The 21226-nt window shown below is 73.5% G+C and carries 21 protein-coding genes; 20 read left to right on the top strand and 1 reads right to left on the bottom strand.

The annotated features are described in order from the left end of the window. Positions 1–153: 153 nt before the first annotated feature. The 6 genes from rbfA (at position 154) to ACP7CD_RS17925 (ending at position 4378) form a co-directional block, all read left to right on the top strand. The gene (gene rbfA / locus ACP7CD_RS17950; protein ID WP_017832930.1) at positions 154–603 is read left to right on the top strand and encodes a 30S ribosome-binding factor RbfA; all 450 of its coding nucleotides are present in this window, start codon (positions 154–156) and stop codon (positions 601–603) included. A 21-nt stretch (positions 604–624) separates the two neighbouring features. Then, complete coding sequence (gene truB / locus ACP7CD_RS17945; RefSeq protein ID WP_109243411.1) at positions 625–1677, top strand: tRNA pseudouridine(55) synthase TruB; 1053 nt, start codon at positions 625–627, stop codon at positions 1675–1677. Beyond that, positions 1677–2048: a hypothetical protein gene (locus tag ACP7CD_RS17940; protein ID WP_109243412.1), complete on the top strand. Its 372-nt coding sequence runs from the start codon at positions 1677–1679 to the stop codon at positions 2046–2048. Before truB ends, ACP7CD_RS17940 begins: the two co-directional genes overlap by 1 nt. A 55-nt stretch (positions 2049–2103) precedes the next feature. Then, positions 2104–2586, top strand: a complete 483-nt coding sequence (locus tag ACP7CD_RS17935) for a hypothetical protein (protein ID WP_081994572.1) — start codon at positions 2104–2106, stop codon at positions 2584–2586. Positions 2587–2686: 100 nt separating this feature from the next. Next, positions 2687–3346 carry a GNAT family N-acetyltransferase gene (locus ACP7CD_RS17930; RefSeq protein ID WP_095651569.1) on the top strand — a complete coding sequence of 220 codons (660 nt, stop codon included), beginning with the start codon at positions 2687–2689 and terminating at the stop codon, positions 3344–3346. A gap of 30 nt (positions 3347–3376) precedes the next feature. Further along, entirely contained in the window at positions 3377–4378 is a 1002-nt protein-coding gene (locus tag ACP7CD_RS17925; protein ID WP_017832925.1) for a bifunctional riboflavin kinase/FAD synthetase, read from the top strand. A gap of 22 nt (positions 4379–4400) precedes the next feature. Here ACP7CD_RS17925 and ACP7CD_RS17920 read toward each other — a convergent pair whose 3' ends face one another. Further along, the gene (locus ACP7CD_RS17920; protein ID WP_017832924.1) at positions 4401–5270 is read right to left on the bottom strand and encodes an aldo/keto reductase; all 870 of its coding nucleotides are present in this window, start codon (positions 5268–5270) and stop codon (positions 4401–4403) included. Positions 5271–5569: 299 nt separating this feature from the next. On the opposite strand from ACP7CD_RS17920, the gene rpsO reads away from it, so the two are divergent. The 14 genes from rpsO to ACP7CD_RS17850 all read left to right on the top strand — a co-directional run bounded on the left by rpsO (position 5570) and on the right by ACP7CD_RS17850 (position 21217). Then, positions 5570–5839 (top strand): 30S ribosomal protein S15, encoded by a 270-nt coding sequence (rpsO, locus tag ACP7CD_RS17915; protein ID WP_017832923.1) that lies wholly within the window; start codon positions 5570–5572, stop codon positions 5837–5839. A gap of 262 nt (positions 5840–6101) precedes the next feature. Next, positions 6102–8366, top strand: coding sequence for a polyribonucleotide nucleotidyltransferase (locus ACP7CD_RS17910; RefSeq protein ID WP_017832922.1), 2265 nt, complete (start codon positions 6102–6104; stop codon positions 8364–8366). Positions 8367–8420: 54 nt separating this feature from the next. Then, entirely contained in the window at positions 8421–9845 is a 1425-nt protein-coding gene (locus tag ACP7CD_RS17905) for a M16 family metallopeptidase (RefSeq protein ID WP_017832921.1), read from the top strand. Between the two features lie 62 nt (positions 9846–9907). Then, positions 9908–10711, top strand: coding sequence for a 4-hydroxy-tetrahydrodipicolinate reductase (gene dapB / locus ACP7CD_RS17900; protein ID WP_017832920.1), 804 nt, complete (start codon positions 9908–9910; stop codon positions 10709–10711). A 5-nt stretch (positions 10712–10716) separates the two neighbouring features. Then, on the top strand, positions 10717–11349 hold the full coding sequence (locus ACP7CD_RS17895) for a hypothetical protein (protein ID WP_193365121.1): 633 nt from the start codon (positions 10717–10719) through the stop codon (positions 11347–11349). Positions 11350–11416: 67 nt separating this feature from the next. Further along, on the top strand, positions 11417–12373 hold the full coding sequence (dapA, locus tag ACP7CD_RS17890; protein ID WP_109243414.1) for a 4-hydroxy-tetrahydrodipicolinate synthase: 957 nt from the start codon (positions 11417–11419) through the stop codon (positions 12371–12373). 13 nt (positions 12374–12386) lie between these two features. Next, the gene (locus ACP7CD_RS17885; protein WP_017832917.1) at positions 12387–14078 is read left to right on the top strand and encodes a ribonuclease J; all 1692 of its coding nucleotides are present in this window, start codon (positions 12387–12389) and stop codon (positions 14076–14078) included. A 64-nt stretch (positions 14079–14142) separates the two neighbouring features. Beyond that, entirely contained in the window at positions 14143–17124 is a 2982-nt protein-coding gene (locus ACP7CD_RS17880) for a DNA translocase FtsK 4TM domain-containing protein (protein ID WP_426120800.1), read from the top strand. Positions 17125–17161: 37 nt separating this feature from the next. Beyond that, on the top strand, positions 17162–17767 hold the full coding sequence (gene pgsA / locus ACP7CD_RS17875) for a CDP-diacylglycerol--glycerol-3-phosphate 3-phosphatidyltransferase (protein ID WP_017832914.1): 606 nt from the start codon (positions 17162–17164) through the stop codon (positions 17765–17767). After that, positions 17764–18258 carry a CinA family protein gene (locus ACP7CD_RS17870; RefSeq protein WP_017832913.1) on the top strand — a complete coding sequence of 165 codons (495 nt, stop codon included), beginning with the start codon at positions 17764–17766 and terminating at the stop codon, positions 18256–18258. The genes pgsA and ACP7CD_RS17870 overlap by 4 nt, the downstream gene beginning before the upstream one ends. Positions 18259–18421: 163 nt before the next feature. Further along, entirely contained in the window at positions 18422–18853 is a 432-nt protein-coding gene (locus tag ACP7CD_RS17865; RefSeq protein WP_017832912.1) for a helix-turn-helix domain-containing protein, read from the top strand. Positions 18854–19007: 154 nt separating this feature from the next. Next, complete coding sequence (locus ACP7CD_RS17860; RefSeq protein WP_017832911.1) at positions 19008–19229, top strand: DUF3046 domain-containing protein; 222 nt, start codon at positions 19008–19010, stop codon at positions 19227–19229. A 234-nt stretch (positions 19230–19463) separates the two neighbouring features. Then, on the top strand, positions 19464–20576 hold the full coding sequence (recA, locus tag ACP7CD_RS17855) for a recombinase RecA (RefSeq protein ID WP_017832910.1): 1113 nt from the start codon (positions 19464–19466) through the stop codon (positions 20574–20576). A gap of 8 nt (positions 20577–20584) precedes the next feature. Further along, entirely contained in the window at positions 20585–21217 is a 633-nt protein-coding gene (locus ACP7CD_RS17850) for a regulatory protein RecX (protein WP_035929674.1), read from the top strand. The last annotated feature ends 9 nt before the right edge of the window (positions 21218–21226 follow it).

The following is a 21226-nucleotide window of genomic DNA, read 5'->3' as shown; positions in this document are numbered from 1 at the left end:
CCCGCCCCCGCCCCCCCCCCCCCCCCCCCCCCGGGGGGGGCCGGGGCCCCCCCCCCCCCCCCCCCCCCCCCGCCCCCGTTCCAGCACCGTTCCCCGCCTCGTCGCCAGCACCGCGCCGAGCACCGCACCGCCCCGACCCGAGGAGCATCCACCATGGCTGACGCAGCACGCGCCGCCCGACTCGCCGACCGGATCAAGGTCGTCGTGGCCCAGGCGCTCGAGCGCCGGGTCAAGGACCCCCGGCTGGGCTTCGTGACCATCACGGACGCCCGCGTCACCAACGACCTCCAGCACGCCACCCTGTACTACACGGTGTTCGGCACCGCGGAGGAGCAGCAGAACACCCGGGCGGCCCTCGAGTCCGCCAAGGGCGTCCTGCGCAGCGAGGTGGGACGGAACATCACGGCCCGCCTGACGCCCACCCTGACCTTCGTCCCGGACGAGATCCCGGTCAACGCCTCCCACCTCGAGGAGGTGCTGCGCGCGGCCAAGGAGAAGGACGCCGAGGTTGCCGCCCAGGCCGCCGGGGCCAGCTGGGCCGCCGGCGAGGACCCCTACCGGAAGCCGGCCGAGGAGGACGACGAGTCCTCCCGGGACCGCTGAGCAGGCGGGGGCACCGGGGAAGTGACCCGCACGAAGCCTGACGTCCCGAGTCCGGACCCGTCCCTGCCGACGCCGTCCGGGCTCGTGGTCGTGGACAAGCCCGCCGGCTGGACCAGCCACGACGTCGTCGCCCGCGCCCGCCGCCTCGCGGGCACCCGCAAGGTGGGCCACGCCGGCACCCTGGACCCCATGGCCACGGGCGTGCTGGTGCTCGGCGTCGACCGGGCCACCCGCCTCCTGACCTGGGTGGTGGGCCGGGACAAGACGTACGCCGCGACGATCCGGCTCGGCCTGACCACCGTGACCGACGACGCCGAGGGGGAGGTCGTCGACGTCGCCGCCCCCGGGGCCGTGGCGGCGGTGGACGAGGACGCGGTGGCGGCCGGCGTCGCCCGGCTCACCGGGGACCTCCAGCAGGTCCCCGCGAAGGTCAGCGCGATCAAGGTCGAGGGCCGCCGCGCCTACGCCCAGGTCCGCGCCGGGCAGGACGTGGAGCTCGCCGCGCGCCCCGTCACCGTCTCCGAGTTCGCCGTGCACCGGCTCGTGCGCACCGCCGACGACGCCGGACGGGAGGTCCTCGACGTCGACGTCACCGTGACCTGCAGCTCGGGCACCTACGTCCGGGCGCTGGCCCGGGACCTCGGCGCCGACCTCGGGGTGGGCGGTCACCTGACCGCGCTGCGCCGCACCCGGGTGGGCGCGTGGACCCTCGAGGACGCGTCCACCCTGGAGGAGCTCGCCGCGGAGGTGGCCGCCGGCCGCCCGCTGCCCGTGACGAGCCTGGAGGAGGCCGCCGCCGGACTGTTCCCCGTCCGCCGGCTGACCGCCGCCGAGGCCCAGGACGTCGCCCACGGCCGCCGGATCGGTCCCAGCGCCGCCGACGGCGGCGGGGACCACGGCGGGACCCCGCCGGATCACGACGCCGTCACCGCCGGCTTCGCCCCCGACGGGCGACTCGTGGCCCTGCTGTCCGACCGCGGCCACCGCGGCGAGCGCACCGCCAAGCCCGTGCTCGTCTTCCTGCCCGGGGAGCGGTTCCCCGGGCCGCCCGGGACCACCCGGGAGGAGCGCTGATGCTGTGGGGCTACGACGGCTGGTTCTGGGCCGCGGCCCTGCTGGGCGCCCTCTCCTTCCTGGTGTGCGCCGTGCAGGCCGCACGCGGGCGGCGGCCCGACGACTGGACCCAGGGCTCCGTGCTGCTGCTCGAGGCGTTCCTGCTCGTCTACGCCGTGGGCACGGTCGTCATGCACGTGCGGGGGCCCGGGCCCACCGGATCGGCCCTCGAGTACTGGGGCTACCTGCTGACCGCCCTGCTCATCCCGGCGGGAACCTTCGTGTGGTCCCTCGTGGAGCGCTCGAGCTGGTCCAACTGGGTGCTCGCGGCCGCGGGGCCGGTGGTGGCCATCATGGTCTACCGCATGAACTACATCTGGTACTACCAGTGAGCCCCGGACCTCGGACCGGCTCCCGGCCCGCCACGACCCCGCAGGAGAGGCCCCGATGACGCACGACCGCCCGCAGGACGGCCCCACCCGGCTGCAGCGGCGCTTCGGGCCCCGCGCCGCCCCGGCGCGCGGCGACCGCAAGTCCTCGGGCTTCGGCCGGCTGGTCGTCGTGGTCTACGCGGTCTTCTCCCTCTCCGCCGGTGTCCGCTCGCTCTACCAGATCGCGACGGACTTCCAGGCCGCGCCGCTGCCGTACCTGCTCTCCGCGTTCGCCGCGGCCGTCTACGTGGTGGCCACCGTGGCCCTCGCCCGGCCCGGCCCCCGCTGGCACCGGCTGGCCACGGCCGCCGTGGCCGTGGAGCTGCTGGGCGTGCTCGGCGTGGGCCTGCTCTCGGTGCTCGTCCCGGAACTGTTCCCCGAGGCGAGCGTGTGGTCCCACTTCGGGCAGGACTACGGCTACGTCCCGCTCGTGCTGCCGGTGGTCGGCCTCGCCTGGCTCCGCCGGTCCCGGCCCCGGGGCGGGCGGGCACCCGCCTGAGCGCCCGTCCGTCCCGCGCGGCGCACCGGCACGCACCGGGTAGGCTCGGTCGCGGGCCGGAGCGCCCCGTGCCGCACGCCTCCCGAAAGGACCCCCGCCGATGCCCGTACGCCCCGACGGCGCCGAGGACTACGACGTCCCCGTCCTCACCGACGGCACCGTGGTGCTGCGCCGGCTCGAGGAGCGCGACGTCCCGCAGCTGGCCCGCAACTGCGCGGACCCCGCGGCCGCGGAGTTCACCACCGTGCCCCTGGGCTACACGGAGGCTGATGCGCGCTGGTACGTCGAGGAGTTCGTCCCCGCCGCCTGGCGCGCCGGCCGCGAGTACAACTGGGCGGTCGCCGACGCCCGGACCGACCGGCTGCACGGGACCGTGGGGCTCAACGCCCTGCGCGGGACCACGGCGGACATCGGGCTCAACTTCGGCCCCCACGCCCGCGGCACCGGCGCCGCCGAGGCCGCCTGCCGGCTGCTGCTCGAGCACGCCTTCGGGCCCCTGGGCCTCACCTATGCTTACTGGATGGCGAAGGTCCCCAACTGGGCCAGCCGCAAGCTCGCCTGGAGGCTGGGCTTCCGCTCCCCGGTGCGGATCGACGGGTTCATGGAGCAGCGCGGCGCCTCGGTGGACGCCTGGATCCTGACCCTCGGCGCGGAGGACCCCCGCTCCCCGCAGGCCCCGTGGGACGGCCCGCCGTCCCCGGCCGCCGCCCCCGCGGAGGAGCCCGGCGGCCCGCACCGGCCCGTGCCGCCCCGACCCTGACCTGCCTGTTCCGTTCCTGCGAGGAGAAGCGTGTTCCGCTGGCGAGATCTCTCTGACGTCCCCCCGGGCTTCGGCCCGTCGGTCGTCACCATCGGCAATTTCGACGGTGTCCACCGGGGCCACCAGCGGGTGCTGTCCCAGCTCGTCGACTCCGCCCGCGAGCTGGGCTGGGCCTCGGTGGTCGTGACGTTCGACCCGCACCCCGCGCAGGTGCACCGCCCCGGCAGCCACCCGGGACTGATCATGGGCACCGAGGACAAGCTGGACGCCCTCGAGCGCACCGGCGCGGACGCCGCCCTCGTGCTGGAGTACAGCCTGGAGTTCGCGGCCCAGTCCACCGAGCAGTTCGTGCTGGGCACCCTGGTGGGCCCGCTCGGCGCGCGCTGCCTCGTGGTGGGCGAGGACACCCGCCTGGGCAAGGACAACACCGGCAACATCGACACGCTCCGGGAGCTGGGGCAGCGCCACGGGTTCGAGGTCCGCGTGGTCGACGACCTGCTCGACCCCCTGCACGAGCAGCACCCGGAGCACGCCCCGGCCGTGACCGCGGCGGGGGAGCGGCGCTGCTCCTCCACGTGGATCCGCGCCTGCCTGCAGGCGGGGGACGTGCGCGCGGCCGCCCGGCTGCTCGGGCGCCACCACCGGATGCGCGGGGAGGTGGTGCACGGGGCCGCCCGCGGGCGGGAGCTCGGCTATCCCACGGCCAACCTGTCCCCGGACGCGGCCGGGTTCGTCCCCGCGGACGGGGTGTACGCCGGGTGGCTGCTCGACGCCCACGGCACCCGCTGGCCCACCGCGATCTCCGTGGGGTCCAACCCGACGTTCGAGAACGTGCCCCGGCAGGTCGAGGCGCACGTCATCGACCGCCCCGAGGAGCGGGTCGAGGACTTCGACCTCTACGGCCAGGAGGTGGTCGTGGAGTTCGTCGCCCGGCTGCGCGGGATGGTCGCCTACGAGGGCGTCGACAAGCTCGTGGCCCAGATGGACGACGACGTCGAGCGCACCCGCGGCATCCTGGCCGCCGAGGCCTGAGCCCCGGCGGCCGGCCGGGCCCCTACATCTCCTCGTGCTCGTTCGGGTCGAACCCCGACCCGCTGATCCCCGTGTGCAGCATCTGCATCCGGTGCATCTGCTCCTCGTCCAGCTCCCAGTCGAAGACGTCGAGGTTCTCGGCCATGCGCCGGGGGTCGGAGCTCTTCGGGATCGGCACGGTGTGCGACTGCAGGTGCCAGCGGAGGACGACCTGGGCCGGGGTGCGGCCGGTGCGCCGGGCGATCCGCGCGATCCACTCGTGCTGGAGCAGATCGGTCTTGCGGCCCAGCGGGGACCAGGCCTGGGTGATGATGCGGTGCTCCGCGTGGAACTCCCGCAGCCGCTCCTGCTGGTACTGCGGGTGCAGCTCCACCTGGTTGACGGCCGGCGTCTCGCCGGTCTCCTCGACCAGGCGCCGGATGTGGGCGGGCGTGAAGTTGGACACCCCCACCGAGCGGACGAGCCCCTCCTGCCGCAGCTCCAGCATCGTCCGCCACGTCTCGACGTACCGGCCGACCGACGGGTTCGGCCAGTGGATGAGGTACAGGTCCACGTGGTCGGTGCCCAGCCGCCGCAGGGAGCCCTCGAGCGAGCGGCGCACGGAGTCCGTGCCGTGGTCCCGGCCCGGCAGCTTGGTGGTGAGGAACAGCTCGTCGCGCGGCACGCCGGCCGCCGCGATCGCGCGCCCCACGCCCGTCTCGTTGCCGTAGTTCACCGCGGTGTCGACCATCCGGTAGCCCAGCATGAGGGCCTCGGCGACGTCGGCCTCGGCCCCGGCGTCGTCCATCGGGTAGGTGCCCAGCCCGATCGCGGGAATGCGCCGGCCGTCCCGCATCGTGTGCGTGCGGTCGGCGACCGCCGGGCCCCGCCCGTCCTTCTCGTCCTTGCTCACGCGCTGCTCCTGCTCGTCTCGTCCTGCTCGTCCACGTGCTGCCGGCCCGGTCCTGGCCGGCCCGGACGGGCCGTGCGCCGGGACCCCGCCGTCGTGTCCCTCCCATCTTGGCCCACCGGCCGGGGGAGGCCCAGCGCAGCGCGCCGCGCCGCCCGGGGGTGGGGCGGCGCGCCCGGGTCCGCTAGACTGGACGGCGGTCCGACTGCAGTCCGTGGTTGTCGGACCCCCGGGGGAGTCCCGGGACCCGGCGACGAGCCCGTCGTCCGGGCCGCACGGTACTGACTCGAACGGAGTTACACGTGGCACTCGACGCCGCCATCAAGCAGGAGATCATCAAGGACTTCGCCACCCACGAGGGCGACACCGGTTCGCCCGAGGTGCAGATCGCGGTCCTGACCCGCCGGATCGCCGATCTGACGGAGCACCTGAAGCAGCACAAGCACGACCACCACACCCGCCGCGGCCTGATGGCCCTGGTCGGTCGCCGTCGCCGCATGCTGACCTACCTGCGCGACACCGACATCACGCGCTACCGCACGCTCATCGAGCGGCTCGGCCTGCGCCGCTAGTCGGCACCCGGCGGCGTCCGCCCGGCAACGGGAGGACGCCGCCGAGCACCGGGCCCGCACGGCACAGCAGCCGGGCGGACCCCCGCACCACCAGAGACAGCACCATCGAACACCAGACGGGGCCACCGCGCCGATCATTCGCGGTCCTCGGTAGTGATCTCCGGACACCGGACGGCCCCCGCGGCCCCGGACCTTCCGTGGATCTCGATCGAAGACCGGGTGACGCGCGGACGGTCCCGCCGACACGAAACGGAGGTGACCCTTGGAGGGTCCCGAGATCCAGTACGCCGAAGCCGTCATCGACAACGGCTCCTACGGAAAGCGCGTCGTGCGCTTCGAGACCGGCCGCCTCGCCAAGCAGGCCGCCGGCTCCACCCTCGTCTCCATCGACGAGGACACCACCATGCTCGCCGCCACCACGGTGGGCAAGTCCCCCCGCCAGGGCTTCGACTTCTTCCCCCTGACGGTCGACGTCGAGGAGCGGATGTACGCGGCCGGGCGCATCCCGGGCTCGTTCTTCCGCCGCGAGGGCCGCCCCTCCACGGACGCGATCCTCACCTGCCGGCTCATCGACCGCCCGCTGCGCCCCGCCTTCGGCAAGGGCATCCGCAACGAGGTGCAGGTCGTCGTCACGATCCTGTCCATGAACCCGGACGAGATCTACAACACCGTCGCGATCAACGCCGCGTCCATGGCCACGACCCTGTCCGGGATGCCCTTCCAGGGTCCCGTGGGCGGCGTGCGCGTGGCGCTCATGGCCGGCGAGAACGGCCAGCACCAGTGGGTGGCCTTCCCGAAGCACTCGCAGCTCGAGAACGCCGTGTTCGACATGGCCGTGGCCGGCCGCGTCGTGACCGGCAAGGACGGCTCCGAGGACGTCGCGATCATGATGGTCGAGGCCGAGGCCACCGACAACTCCTGGAACCTGATCAAGAACAACGGCGCCGTGGCCCCCACCGAGGAGCTCGTGGCCCAGGGCCTCGAGGCCGCCAAGCCCGCCATCAAGGCCCTGTGCGACGCCCAGGCCGACCTCAAGGCCCGCGCCGGCAAGCCCGACATGGACCTGCCCCGCTTCGGCGGCTTCGGCGACGACGTCAAGGAGGCCGTCGCGGCCTCCGTCGGCACCCGGCTCGCCGAGGTGTACTCGATCGCCGACAAGCAGGAGCGCGAGACCGCGACCGACGCGCTGCACCAGGCGACCCTGGCCGAGCTCGCCGGCGAGGACGGGCCCTTCGCCGACCGCAAGGACGAGGTCAACGGCGCCTACCAGGCGCTCACCAAGCAGACCGTGCGCCAGCGCATCCTCACCGAGCAGGTCCGCATCGACGGCCGCGGCCTGACGGACATCCGCCAGCTCACCGCCGAGGTCGAGGTCCTGCCCCGCGTGCACGGCTCCGCGATCTTCGAGCGCGGCGAGACCCAGATCATGGGCGTGACCACGCTGAACATGCTCAAGATGGAGCAGCAGATCGACTCGCTGTCCCCCGTCAAGCACAAGCGCTACGTGCACCACTACAACTTCCCGCCGTACTCCACCGGCGAGACCGGCCGCGTGGGCTCCCCGAAGCGCCGCGAGATCGGCCACGGGGCACTGGCCGAGCGGGCCATCACCCCGGTGCTGCCCTCCCGCGAGGAGTTCCCCTACGCCATCCGCCAGGTCTCCGAGGCGCTGGGCTCCAACGGCTCCACGTCGATGGGCTCCGTCTGCGCCTCCACCCTGTCGCTGCTCAACGCCGGCGTGCCCCTGCGCGCGCCGGTGGCCGGCATCGCCATGGGCCTGGTCTCGGACGAGGTGGACGGGGAGACCCGCTACGCCGCGCTGACCGACATCCTGGGCGCCGAGGACGCGCTGGGCGACATGGACTTCAAGGTGGCGGGCACCTCCGAGTTCGTGACCGCGATCCAGCTCGACACCAAGCTCGACGGAATCCCCTCCTCGGTGCTGGACGCCGCGCTGACCCAGGCCCGCGAGGCCCGGCTGCACATCCTCGGCGTGCTGAACGCGGCCATCGACCAGCCGGACGAGATGAGCGAGTTCGCCCCGCGCGTGATCTCCGTGACCGTCCCCGTCTCCAAGATCGGCGAGGTCATCGGCCCCAAGGGCAAGATGATCAACCAGATCCAGGAGGACACCGGCACCGACATCTCGATCGAGGACGACGGCACCGTCTACATCGGCGCCACCGACGGCCCCTCGGCCGAGGCGGCCCGCGCGGCGATCAACGCGATCGCCAACCCGCAGGTCCCGGAGGTCGGCGAGCGCTACCTGGGCACCGTGGTCAAGACCACGACCTTCGGCGCCTTCGTCTCCCTCACCCCGGGCAAGGACGGCCTGCTGCACATCTCGGAGCTGCGCAAGCTCAACGAGGGCAAGCGCGTCACCGACGTCGAGGACGTCCTCGGCGTGGGCCAGAAGGTCCAGGTGGAGATCACGAAGGTCGACGACCGCGGCAAGCTGTCCCTGGCCCCCGTGGTCGCCGAGGAGCCCAACGTACCCACCGAGGACGACGACGCCACCGAGGCCTGAGCCGGGCCCGTCCCGCGCACAGCACCGCACGAGCACAGAAAGCAGCACAGCTGGATGACGGCAGTCGATCTGCCGCTGGAGGCGGGCGACCGCGGCCCGGGGAGCACCCCCGGCCCGGACGCCCGCCTCTCGGCGGTTCCCCGCAGTTCCCCCTCCGCCGCGGCCGCGGCCCTGACCACGGCCGCCGCGGGGTTCAGCCACACCCTCCACGAGGGCGCCGGCGGCAACGTGGTCCGTCGCACGGTCCTGCCGTGCGGCACCCGGGTGGTCACCGAGCGGATGCCCGCCCAGCGGGCCGTGACGGTCGGCTTCTGGGTCGGCGTCGGCTCCCGCGACGAGCAGCCCGGCCGCCTGGGCTCCACGCACTTCCTCGAGCACCTGCTGTTCAAGGGCACCGAGCGACGCTCGGCGCTGCAGATCGCGGAGGCGTTCGACGAGGTGGGCGGGGAGTCCAACGCCGCCACGGCCAAGGAGCACACGTGCTACTACGCGCGGGTCCTGGCCGAGGACCTGCCGATGTCGATCGACGTCATCACCGACATGGTGACGTCGGCCGCCCTGGACCCGGACGAGCTCGAGCGGGAGCGGGGGGTCATCCTCGAGGAGCTCGCGATGGACAAGGACGACCCCGAGGACGTCGCCTTCGAGGAGTTCACCCAGCGGGTGCTGGGGGCCCACCCCCTCGGCCGGCCCATCGGCGGGACCCCCGAGGAGATCCTCGCGGTGCCCCGTGACGCGGTGGTCGAGCACTACCGCCGCCACTACCGGCCCGAGGGCCTCGTGGTCACGGCCGCCGGCGGCCTCGAGCACGACGTCGTCGTCGCCCTCGTCGCCGAGGCCCTCGAGCGCGCGGGCTGGGACCCGGCCGCCCCGGCGGCCCCCCTCCCGCGGCGCGAGCGCACCCCCGCGCCCCTGGAGCCGGACTGGGGCGAGCACTTCCTGGAGCGGCCCGTGGAGCAGACCAACGTGGTCGTCGGCCGGCCCGGGCTCGTGGCCGGGGACGACCGCCGCTTCGCGATGACCGTGCTCAACGCGGCCCTGGGCGGCGGGATGTCCTCCCGCCTGTTCCAGGAGATCCGCGAGAAGCGCGGCCTGGCCTACAGCACGTTCTCCTTCTCGGGCGCCTACTCGGACGCCGGCTACTTCGGGATGTACGCCGGGTGCCTGCCCGCGCGCACCGACGAGGTCCTGGCGCTCATGGCCGGCGAGCTGGAGACGCTCGCCCGGGACGGCATCGGGGCGGACGAGCTGCGCAAGGTCGTGGGCCAGCTGGGCGGGGGCACCGTGCTCGCCCTCGAGGACACCGGGTCCCGGATGTCCCGGCTGGGCTCCGCGGAGCTGAAGTCCGGGGAGTTCCTCGACATCGACGAGTCCCTGGACCGGGTCCGCTCCGTGACCCCGGAGCAGGTCCGGGAGCTCGCGGGGTGGCTCGCCGAGGGCCCGGTCGTGACCACCATCGTGGCGCCCACCCGCCGCTGACCGCACGCCGCCGCCGGGAGCCGGCGGCGGCGCCGCCCCTCCCGTGACCTAGAGTTGGAGCCATGACCGAGCGCACCGCCCCCGTGACCACCGACGCCCCGCCGTCCGCCCCCGCCGAGCTGCGCGTCGCCGTGCTCGGCGCGCGCGGGCGGATGGGCAGCGAGGCCGTGCAGGCGGTGCGCCGCACCGAGGGCCTCCAGCTCGTCGCCGAGCTCGGCCGGGAGGACTCCCTCCAGGCCCTGGTCGCCGCCGGCGCGGAGGTCGTGGTCGACCTCACGGTCCCCTCCGCCACGGAGGCCAACGTCCGCTTCGCCGTGCAGCACGGCATGCACTGCGTCGTGGGCACCACCGGCTGGGACGCCGAGCGGCTGGACCGGCTCGAGGCGCTGCTGGCCGAGCACCCCGGGGTGGGAGTGCTCGTCGCCCCCAACTTCTCGGTGGGCGCGGTGCTGGCCATGCGCTTCTCCGCGCAGGCCGCCCGGTTCTTCGAGTCCGTCGAGATCGTCGAGCTGCACCACCCGGACAAGGTGGACGCCCCCTCGGGCACCGCAGCCCGCACCGCCGCCCTCGTCGGGCAGGCACGGCGGGCCGCGGGGGTCGCGCCGTCGCCGGACGCCACGGAGCAGGACCCGGGCGGGGCCCGCGGCGCGCTCGTGGAGGACGTCCGGGTGCACTCCGTGCGCCTGCGCGGGCTCGTCGCCCACCAGGAGACGCTGCTGGGCGGCGTCGGCGAGCAGCTCACCATCCGGCACGACTCCTTCGACCGGATCTCCTTCATGACCGGCGTGGTGCTCGGCGTCCGGGAGGTGGGCTCCCACCAGGGGCTCACGCACGGGCTCGAGGGCTACCTCGACCTGGGGCTGTAGCGCCGATGGACTCCATCCGGGCCTGGATCTGGGGCCTGCTCGCGGCGGCCCTGCTGACCCTGTGGCTGCTGCCCGTCCCCGGCGGCTCGAAGCTGTGGATCCTCGCCGTGCTCGTCTTCGCGGGCGTCTTCACGCTCCTGGAGTCCACGAGCAAGGCGAAGATGCTCGCCGCGGCCATGGTGACGCTGCTCGTCGTCTACCTGGGCCTGAGCCTGCACCGCGCGGTGCTGCTGCTGGGCACGGACGGCTGGATCGCCAAGGCCTTCGGCGTCGCCATGCTGGTGCTCCCGGCCGTGGGCGTGTGGGCGCTCGTGCGCGAGATCCTGTTCGGGGTCCGGACCGAGCAGCTCGGCCGGACGCTGCACGAGGAGGGCGGGCTGCCGCCCGACGACCTCCCGCGCACCCCCGGCGGGCGCATCGTGCGCGAGGCCGCCGACGAGCGCTTCGGGGCCGTCCGGGCGCAGACCGAGGCGGACCCGGGCGACTGGCGCAACTGGTACCGGCTCTCCCTGGCCTACGCGGCCGCCGGGGACCGGACCCGCGCCCGCTCCGCGATGCGCGACGCCGTGGCCCTCTCCCGCGGGCGCACCCCCCGCAACGTGGAGCCCGCCGACCCCCCGGGCGAGGGCCGGGCCTGACCGTGGTGGCGAGCCCCCGCCGCCCGCCCGCCGGTGCCCCCGCCGCGGAGGCGGTAACCTGGCACCCATGACTGCCAACGCCTCGCCCTCCGCCGCCGACCTCCCCGCGACCCGGTCCGAGCCCCTGTTCGGGACGCTGCTCACCGCGATGATCACCGTCTTCGCCGCGGACGGGTCCGTGGACCTGGACGCCACCGCGGCCATGGCCGTCCAGCTCGTCGACGACGGCTGCGACGGCCTCGTGGTGTGCGGCACCACGGGGGAGTACTCCACCATGACCGACGAGGAGAACCTCTCCGTGTTCCGCGCGGTCAAGGAGGCCGTCGGCTCCCGCGTGCCGCTGCTCGCGGGCACCGGCTCCAACGACACCGAGCACTCCCGCTACCTCTCCCGCGCGGCCGAGAAGCTCGGCATGGACGGGCTGCTCATCGTCACCCCCTACTACAACAAGCCCTCCCAGGCCGGTGTCGAGGCCCACTTCCGCAGCCTCGCGGACTCCGTGGACCTGCCGATCATGCTCTACGACATCCCCGGCCGCGCCGGCATCCCGATCGCGACCGAGACCCTCATCTCCCTGGCCGGGCACCCCAACATCGTGGCCGTCAAGGACGCCAAGGCGGACCTGGTCGCCGCGACCCGGGTGCTGGCCGAGACCGACCTGCTCTACTACTCGGGCGACGACGGCCTGACCCTGCCCTGGATGGCCATCGGCGCCGCCGGGCTCATCGGCGTCACCACCCACGTGGCCACCGCCCGGTACCGCGAGCTCGTCGACGCGGTCCGTGCCCAGGACCTCGCCACGGCCCGGCGGATCAACGCCGAGCTCGAGCCCGTCGTCCGCGCCACGATGACCCGCGCCCCCGGCGCCGTCGCGGCGAAGACGATCCTCATGTGGCAGGGCCGGCTGCCGCACAACACCGTGCGGCTCCCGCACGTCCCGCCCACGGAGGCCGAGGCCGCCCTGATCCGCGCGGACCTGCGGGGCTCGGTCGTCGCCGACACCCTCCTCGAGACCATCGACTGACGAAAGGGGTCCCATGACCCAGTGGCACACCGACCTGGCGGCTCCCCCCGCCCTCGGCAAGGACGTCCTGCGCGTCGTCCCGCTGGGCGGGCTGGGCGAGGTCGGACGGAACATGACGGTGTTCGAGATCAACGGGCAGCTGCTCGTGGTCGACTGCGGCGTGCTCTTCCCCGAGGAGACCCAGCCGGGCGTGGACCTCATCCTCCCGGACCTCAACCACATCGTCGACCGGCTCGACGACGTCGTGGCCGTGGTGCTGACCCACGGCCACGAGGACCACATCGGCGCCGTCCCGTACCTGCTGAAGCGCCGCCCCGACATCCCCGTGATCGGCTCCCGGCTGACGCTCGCGCTCATCGAGGCGAAGCTCCAGGAGCACCGGATCAAGCCCTACACCATGGCGGTGCGGGAGGGGCAGGTCGAGCGGCTCGGCGAGTTCGAGTGCGAGTTCGTGGCCGTCAACCACTCGATCCCGGACGCCCTCGCGGTGTTCCTGCGCACGAAGGCCGGCACCGTCCTGCACACGGGCGACTTCAAGATGGACCAGCTGCCGCTCGACGGCCGGATCACCGACCTGCGCCACTTCGCCCGGCTGGGGGAGGAGGGCGTGGACCTGTTCCTCACCGACTCCACCAACGCCGAGGTCCCCGGGTTCACCCCCACGGAGAAGCACATCGGCCCCGTCCTCGCGGACGTGATCGGGCGCGCCCCGAAGCGCGTGGTCGTGGCGTCCTTCTCGTCGCACGTCCACCGCGTGCAGCAGGTGCTGGACGCCGCCGCCGAGCACGGGCGCAAGGTCGCGTTCATGGGCCGGTCCATGGTGCGCAACATGACCATCGCCGAGAAGCTGGGCTACCTGGAGGTCCCGCCGAACACCCTGATCGACCAGAAGCGGATCGACGAGCACGCGGACTCGGAGCTGGTCATCATGTGCACCGGGTCGCAGGGGGAGCCGATGGCCGCGCTGTCCCGGATGGCCAACGGCGACCACAAGGTCCAGCTCACCGAGGGCGACACCGTGATCCTCGCGTCCTCTCTCATCCCCGGCAACGAGAACTCGGTCTTCCGGATCATCAACGGGCTCATGCGGCTGGGCGCCACCGTGGTCCACAAGGGCACCGCCAGGGTGCACGTCTCCGGGCACGCCGCCGCGGGCGAGCTGCTGTACTGCTACAACATCGTGGAGCCCGGCTACGTCATGCCGGTGCACGGCGAGGTCCGCCACCTCATCGCCAACGGCAAGCTCGCCGAGGAGACCGGCGTGCCCACCGACCACGTGCTCCTGGCCGAGGGCGGCACCGTGGTGGACATGGCCGACGGCGAGGCGCGGATCACCGGCCAGGTCGAGTGCGGCTACGTCTACGTGGACGGCTCCTCCGTGGGCACGATCACCGACGCCGACCTCAAGGACCGGCTCGTGCTGGCCGAGGAGGGCTTCATCTCCGTCATCACCGTGGTCAACCGGGACACCGGCAAGGTCGTCACAGGCCCGGACGTGCACGCCCGCGGCGTGGCCGAGGACGACAGCGTGTTCGACGAGATCAAGCCGAGGATCACCGCCGCGCTCGAGGACGCCATCAACCACTCGGGCAAGAACCACACCACCCAGCAGCTCCAGCAGGTGGTGCGCCGCACCATCGGCTCCTGGGTCAGCCGCCGGCTGCGCCGCAAGCCCATGATCGTCCCGGTCGTCATCGAGGCCTGAGCCCCCGGTCCCTCCCCCCGTGCGGCACCGCTGACGGGGGGAGGCCGTGGTCTACCCTGGGAGCATGGCGACTCGTACTTCCCCCGCCCGCAAGGGCGCCTCGACGTCGCGTGGCAAGAACAGCACGTCTTCTGCGCGGTCGTCGGGATCCAGCCGGTCCACCTCCACCCGCCGTCCGTCGACCGCCGGACGGGGCTCCGCGGCGCCCGCCGCGAGCTCCCCGCGGGTGCTGCACGGCACGGGCGCCGCCCTGGCCTGGTGCGCCCGCGCCGTCGGAGGCGTCTGGACGGCCCTCGCCCACGTGGTCGGCGGCGCCGTGCGCCGCATGGGCACCCTGCGCACGGACGTGCCCGCGGAGTCGCTGCGCGACGGCGGCGCCCTCTTCCTGCTGATGCTGGGCCTCCTCGCCGCGGCCGTCGAGTGGTGGAACCTGCCCGGCGCGTCCGCGCCGTGGCTGGCGGTCCCCGCCGTGGCGGTGCACGAGGTCCTCGCGGGGACCTTCGGCTGGACGGCCCTGGTGCTGCCGCTGCCCCTCGTGGGCTTCGCCCTGCGCCGCTTCCGCCACCCCGAGGACACCTCGGCCAACAACCGCATCGCGATCGGGCTGGGCGCCGCCGTCGTCGCCGGCTCCGGCCTCGCGCACGTGCTCCTGGGGCAGCCGTCCCCGAGCCAGGGCCAGGAGGCGCTCCGGAGCGCCGGCGGCTACGTGGGATTCCTCGCCGCCGACCCGCTGAGCGCCCTCATCACCCCGGTCGGCGCCGGCGCGATCTTCGTCGCGGCCCTGTTCCTGTCCGTGCTCGTGGTCACCGCGACGCCCGTCAACCTCATCCTGCCGCGACTGCGGCAGGGCTACTGGCGGCTCATGGGCCAGGACGGGCCCGTCTCCGCGACCGACGTGTCCGCCGCCCGGCACGACCGCTCCTACCTGGACGAGCACGCCGCGCGCGCCGAGGCGGCCAAGACCCGCCGCGAGAAGCGCCGCGAGCGCAAGGCGGCCGAGGCCGAGCGCCGCGCCCTCGACGGCTACCGCGGGGACGAGGCCTTCGAGCGCGCCGTCGTCGCCGAGGAGGCCGCCGACGGCCAGGCGCCCACCCGCGTCTTCGACGTCGACTCCGCGCGCGCCGCCCGGCAGCGGGCCGCCGCGGCGGGAACGGCGGGGGCGGCGGGATCCGCCGAGCCGGCCGCCGCCGCGGAGCAGGGGGGCGACGTCCCCCGGCCGGGGCAGAAGCGGCCCACCCAGGAGCAGCTCGCCGCCCGCCGGCTGCGCCGGGAGCAGGGCCTCGAGCCGGCCGCGGACACCGCCGCGGGCTCCGGCTCCCCGGCGCTGGAGGACGTGGCCGCCGAGCCCACCGGCTCCACGTCCGTCACCGCCCGCACCCACACCCCCGAGTCGCCCATCCCCGCCCGCGCGGAGCAGCTCAAGCTCGAGGGCGACATCGCCTACTCCCTGCCCGCGGCCGGCGCGCTCGTGCAGGGACCGCCGCCCAAGGAGCGCTCCGAGGCCAACGACGCCGTGGTCGCCTCCCTGACGAGCGTGCTGGAGCAGTTCAACGTGGACGCCGTGGTCACCGGCTTCTCCCGCGGGCCCACCGTCACCCGGTACGAGATCGAGCTGGGCTCCGGCACCAAGGTCGAGCGCGTCACGGCGCTGTCCAAGAACATCGCCTACGCCGTGGCCTCCGCGGACGTGCGCATCCTCTCGCCGATCCCCGGCCGGTCCGCGATCGGCATCGAGATCCCGAACACCGACCGCGAGACCGTGTCCCTGGGCGACGTCCTGCGCTCGCACAACGCCCGCAAGACGGAGCACCCCATGGTCATGGGCGTGGGCAAGGACGTCGAGGGCGGCTACGTGGTGGCCAACCTCGCGAAGATGCCGCACCTGCTCGTCGCCGGCGCCACCGGCGCGGGCAAGTCGAGCTTCGTGAACTCGATGATCGTCTCGCTCCTGATGCGCGCCACCCCGGACGAGGTGCGGATGGTCATGGTCGACCCGAAGCGGGTCGAGCTGACCGCCTACGAGGGCGTGCCCCACCTGATCACCCCCATCATCACGAACCCCAAGAAGGCCGCCGAGGCGCTGCAGTGGGTCGTGCGGGAGATGGACGCCCGCTACGACGACCTCTCGCACTACGGGTACAAGCACGTCGACGACTTCAACAAGGCCGTGCGCAACGGCAAGGTCCAGCCCGAGCCCGGCTCGAAGCGCGTGATCCGGCCGTACCCGTACCTCCTCGTGATCGTCGACGAGCTCGCGGACCTGATGATGGTCGCCCCGCGCGACGTCGAGGACGCGATCGTGCGGATCACCCAGCTCGCCCGTGCCGCCGGCATCCACCTGGTGCTCGCCACCCAGCGGCCCTCCGTGGACGTGGTCACCGGTCTGATCAAGGCCAACGTGCCCTCCCGGATGGCGTTCGCGACGTCCTCGGTCACCGACTCCCGCGTGGTCCTGGACCAGCCGGGCGCCGAGAAGCTCATCGGCCAGGGCGACGCCCTGTTCCTGCCCATGGGCGCCTCCAAGCCGATGCGCGTGCAGGGCGCGTGGGTCACCGAGTCGGAGATCCACGAGGTCGTCGACCACGTCAAGGGCCAGATGAAGGCGCACTACCGCCAGGACGTGGTGCAGGAGGCCCCCAAGAAGACCATCGACGAGGACATCGGGGACGACCTCGACGTCCTCCTGCAGGCGACCGAGCTCGTGGTGACCACGCAGTTCGGGTCCACCTCCATGCTCCAGCGCAAGCTGCGCGTCGGCTTCGCCAAGGCCGGCCGGCTCATGGACCTGTTGGAGTCCCGCGGCGTCGTCGGGCCCTCCGAGGGGTCCAAGGCGCGGGACGTGCTCGTCAAGCCCGACGACCTCGCCGCGACCCTCGCCGTGCTCCGGGGCGAGGAGCCGCCCGCGCCGCCGGCCGGCGCCGGCGGGTCGGTCGACTACGGCGAGGACCCGGTCGAGGCCTCGCTGGCCCGGACCGCGACCGACCACGGCGACGGCGCCGAGGACCCCGAGGAGTCCGAGGACGCCTGGCAGCTGACCGGCCGCTGAGCCGACCCCGTCCCACCCACCAGGAAGCGAGCACCAGATGAGCCCCGCGGACCCGGCGTCCAACCTCAACCTGCCGAACGCGCTGACCGCCCTGCGCATCGTGCTGGTGCCCTTCTTCGTGTGGTTCCTGTGGGTGGGAGGCACCCAGGGGGAGGACTCCCTGGGCATGCGGTGGGCCGCCCTGGCGGTCTTCGCGGTCGCCATGTACACGGACAAGCTCGACGGCGACATCGCCCGGGCCCGCGGGCTGATCACCAGCTTCGGCAAGATCGCCGACCCCATCGCCGACAAGCTGCTGACCGGCGCCGCGTTCGTGGTGCTCTCGATGCTCGGCGAGCTGTGGTGGTGGGTGACCGTGGTGATCCTCGTCCGCGAGTGGGGGATCACGCTCCTGCGCTTCGTCGTCATCCGCTACGGCGTCATGGCCGCCTCAAAGGGCGGCAAGCTCAAGACCGTCCTGCAGACCGTGGCGCTCCTGCTCCTGCTGCTCCCGCTGGTGCCCCTGGTGGGCGCGTGGTGGCCGTGGCTGGGCTGGATCGCGATGGGGGCGGCCCTCGTGGTCACGGTCGTGACCGGCGTGGACTACGTGGTCAAGGCGGTCCAGTTGCGCCGCCGGGCGCTGGCCGGGCGGAACGCGGCGTGACGGAGCCGCAGCCGGCCGCCCGGGCGCTCGTCGAGGAGGCCGTCCGCCGGGCGCTGACGGTCGCGACCGCGGAGTCCCTCACCGGGGGAGCGCTGGCCGCCGCCGTCGTCGACGTCCCCGGGGCCTCGGCCTGCTTCGAGGGCGCGGTCGTCTCCTACTCCAACCGGGTCAAGACCGAGGTCCTCGGCGTGCCGGCCCGGCTGCTCGCCGAGCGGGGCTCCGTCGACCCCGAGGTCGCGGTCGCCATGGCGGAGGGCGCCCGCCGCCGCCTCGGCACGGACTGGGCCGTCTCCACCACGGGCGCCGCCGGCCCCGAGCCGCACGACGGCAAGCCGGTGGGCACGGTCTACGTGGGCGTCGCCGGACCGGGCGGGTCCACCGTCCACGAGCTGGCCGCGGCGGGGGGCCGGGCGGAGATCCGGGCGGCCGCCGTGCGCGCCGCCCTCGAGCGGCTCACGGCGGCCCTGGTGCTCCCAGCCAACTCACAGTGAAAAACCGCCTCCTGCGGGGAAGAATGGAACCGTCAGCGGGGTTAGCAATGATCGCAGGCTCGAGTTGAGCCGATCGAAGTCAAGATGTCGACCGGCCGGCGCCGAGGCACCGCCCGCAGCAGGCGGTGAAGCTGCCGCACACACGAGGAGACGAGCGATTCACATGACCAAGCAACCCGTGTCCGTCAATGGCGTCGTCCGTTGGAAGGACGTGGGCCTCGACGAGGACGACAGCACCGAGACGAAGGACATGAAGATGGGTGTACTCCGCCAGGAGATCGGTGAGGTCCTGCGCAGCGTCCGCCAGCGCCAGGGACGCACCCTCCGAGAGGTCTCGCACAGCGCCCGCGTCTCCCTCGGCTACCTCAGCGAGGTGGAGCGCGGACAGAAGGAGGCCTCCTCCGAGCTGCTCGCGTCGATCTGCGCCGCGCTCGACATCCCGATGTCCCAGATGCTGCGCGAGGTCGCGGACCGGCTGGCCTACGCCGAGGGCCTCCTGGTCCCGGACACCGTGCCCAGCGACCTCACCGAGCAGTACTCGCGGGAGTTCGGCCGGGTCAACGGCGGCGAGGCCGCCGCGGCCGGCGCCCGCTGATCCGCCCGGGCGGCCCGCCGCCCGCCCACGACGTCCCGGAGGGCTCGTCGGTCCCAGGACCGCCGGGCCCTCCGGCCTGTGCCGGCCCCGCCGCCCGGATGGCAGGATGGACGGGCACGACCCCCGGCCGGCAGCACGACGAAGGAGGACGCGGATGAGGCTGAGCAGCTTCTGGCAGCTCATGGCCGACGAGTTCGGCGCGGGCTACAGCAGGGTCCTGGCCCGGGACCTGGTGCTCGGGGAGCTCGAGCACCGCACGGCCGCCGAGGCCATCGAGGCCGGCGTCGACCCGCGGACCGTGTGGTTCGCCCTCTGCCGGGCCCAGGACGTCCCCGAGTCCCGCTGGTGGGGCGTGGACCGCCCGCCCCGGGACTGACACCCGCCGGGCTCCCGGCGCGCCCGTGGACCCGCGACCGCTTCGAAGGTATATTCGAAGCAGCGGGTCGCGGACTGCACAGCCCGGTCCGTCCCGGGAGAGTGGTTCCCGCTCCTCCCCAGGCCCCGCGCGAAGCCTTACGGTGTCCGACCACGGCGATACCGTGGAACACGAAAAGACCAGCAGCAACGGTTCCGGCCGCACCGGCGGAACCTCCCGAACACGAGGTGGACCATGGCAGCCAAGGGCAGCAACAAGCAGAGCGCCGACCAGCAGTTCGGCAGCGACCGCGAGAAGGCTCTCGAGACCGTTCTCGCGCAGATCGACAAGAACTACGGCAAGGGCTCGGTCATGCGCCTGGGCGACCGTCCGGCGACCAAGATCGAGACCATCCCCACCGGGTCCATCGCGATGGACGTCGCGCTGGGCATCGGCGGGTTCCCGCGCGGGCGCGTCGTGGAGATCTACGGCCCGGAGTCCTCCGGCAAGACGACCGTGGCCCTGCACGCGGTCGCCAACGTCCAGAAGGCCGGCGGGATCGCCGCCTTCATCGACGCCGAGCACGCCCTCGACCCCTCCTACGCCGAGAAGCTCGGCGTGGACACCGACAGCCTGCTGGTCTCGCAGCCGGACACCGGTGAGCAGGCCCTGGAGATCATGGACATGCTCGTCGGCTCCGGATCCATCGACATCATCGTCATCGACTCGGTGGCGGCCCTGGTGCCCAAGGCCGAGATCGAGGGCGAGATGGGCGACAGCCACGTGGGCCTGCAGGCCCGCCTGATGAGCCAGGCGCTGCGCAAGATCACCGGCCGGCTCTCCCACTCGAACACCACCGCGATCTTCATCAACCAGCTGCGCGAGAAGATCGGGGTGTTCTTCGGCAGCCCCGAGACCACCACCGGTGGCAAGGCGCTGAAGTTCTACGCCTCGGTCCGCGTGGACGTGCGCCGCATCGAGACCCTCAAGGACGGGGCCAACCCGGTGGGCAACCGGACCCGCGCCAAGATCGTCAAGAACAAGATGGCGCCGCCCTTCAAGCAGGCCGAGTTCGACATCCTCTACGGGGAGGGCATCTCCACCGAGGGCGGGCTCATCGACATGGGCGTGGAGCACGGCATCGTCAAGAAGTCCGGGGCGTGGTTCACCTACGAGGGCGACCAGCTGGGGCAGGGCAAGGAGAACTCGCGCCGGTTCCTCAAGGACAACCCGGAGCTGGCCGAGGAGATCGAGCGCCGGATCCTGGTGAAGCTCGGGGTCGTCGAGGAGCCGGAGACCGCCGAGGAGACCGCGGAGGAGCAGCCCGTGACCGGGCTGCCCACCGAGGTCGCCGGCCCGGCCTTCTGAGCGGGTCCGTGACCGAGAGCCCGTACGACCGCCGGCGCCGCCGGTCCTCCGCCCGCCACCGCGGGCCGGAGGGCCCGGCGGCGTCGTCGTCCCCGGCCCAGGACCCCGAGCCGGACGCCCGGGAGGTGGCCCGGGCGATCGTCCTGCGCCAGCTCACCGCCTCGGCGAAGAGCCGCAAGCAGCTCGAGGACAAGCTCGCCGACCGCAACGTCCCCGAGGACGTTGCCCGGGAGGTGCTGGACCGGTTCGAGGAGGTCGACCTCGTCGACGACGCCCAGTTCGCGGAGCTCTACGTCCGCTCCCGGGCCGGCTCCCGCAAGCTCTCCCGGTCCGCGATCCGGCGGGAGCTGGCCACCCGCGGCGTCACGGGGGAGATCGCCGAGTCGGCGCTCGAGCAGCGCACCGACGAGGACGAGCGGGCGGACGCCGCCGAGCTGGTGCGCCGCAAGCTCCCCGCCGGGGCCGAGCTCACCGACCGCGCCGAGCGGGACAAGGCCGTGCGGCGGCTGGTCGGGATGCTCGGGCGCAAGGGCTACCCGCCCGGGCTGGCCTTCGCCGTGGTGAAGGAGGAGCTCGAGGCGCGCTCCGGTGCCGCGGTCCGGGACGACGAGATGGGCGAGGAACACCCGGAGACCCCGTGACCGGGACCG

It is taken from the genome of Kocuria sp. LHG3120 (assembly GCF_049897445.1).
GTDB lineage: Bacteria > Actinomycetota > Actinomycetes > Actinomycetales > Micrococcaceae > Kocuria > Kocuria rosea.
This window is presented reverse-complemented; position numbering and strand designations above follow the sequence as displayed.

Bases quoted from the DNA above. Each gene is read 5' to 3' on its own strand.
- rbfA (WP_017832930.1), top strand. From the start codon at position 154: ATGGCTGACGCAGCACGCGCCGCCCGACTCGCCGACCGGATCAAGGTC.
- ACP7CD_RS17940 (WP_109243412.1), top strand. From the start codon at position 1,677: ATGCTGTGGGGCTACGACGGCTGGTTCTGGGCCGCGGCCCTGCTGGGC.
- ACP7CD_RS17935 (WP_081994572.1), top strand. From the start codon at position 2,104: ATGACGCACGACCGCCCGCAGGACGGCCCCACCCGGCTGCAGCGGCGC.
- ACP7CD_RS17930 (WP_095651569.1), top strand. From the start codon at position 2,687: ATGCCCGTACGCCCCGACGGCGCCGAGGACTACGACGTCCCCGTCCTC.
- ACP7CD_RS17905 (WP_017832921.1), top strand. From the start codon at position 8,421: ATGACGGCAGTCGATCTGCCGCTGGAGGCGGGCGACCGCGGCCCGGGG.
- dapB (WP_017832920.1), top strand. From the start codon at position 9,908: ATGACCGAGCGCACCGCCCCCGTGACCACCGACGCCCCGCCGTCCGCC.
- ACP7CD_RS17895 (WP_193365121.1), top strand. From the start codon at position 10,717: ATGGACTCCATCCGGGCCTGGATCTGGGGCCTGCTCGCGGCGGCCCTG.
- dapA (WP_109243414.1), top strand. From the start codon at position 11,417: ATGACTGCCAACGCCTCGCCCTCCGCCGCCGACCTCCCCGCGACCCGG.
- ACP7CD_RS17885 (WP_017832917.1), top strand. From the start codon at position 12,387: ATGACCCAGTGGCACACCGACCTGGCGGCTCCCCCCGCCCTCGGCAAG.
- ACP7CD_RS17880 (WP_426120800.1), top strand. From the start codon at position 14,143: ATGGCGACTCGTACTTCCCCCGCCCGCAAGGGCGCCTCGACGTCGCGT.
- pgsA (WP_017832914.1), top strand. From the start codon at position 17,162: ATGAGCCCCGCGGACCCGGCGTCCAACCTCAACCTGCCGAACGCGCTG.
- ACP7CD_RS17865 (WP_017832912.1), top strand. From the start codon at position 18,422: ATGACCAAGCAACCCGTGTCCGTCAATGGCGTCGTCCGTTGGAAGGAC.
- ACP7CD_RS17860 (WP_017832911.1), top strand. From the start codon at position 19,008: ATGAGGCTGAGCAGCTTCTGGCAGCTCATGGCCGACGAGTTCGGCGCG.
- recA (WP_017832910.1), top strand. From the start codon at position 19,464: ATGGCAGCCAAGGGCAGCAACAAGCAGAGCGCCGACCAGCAGTTCGGC.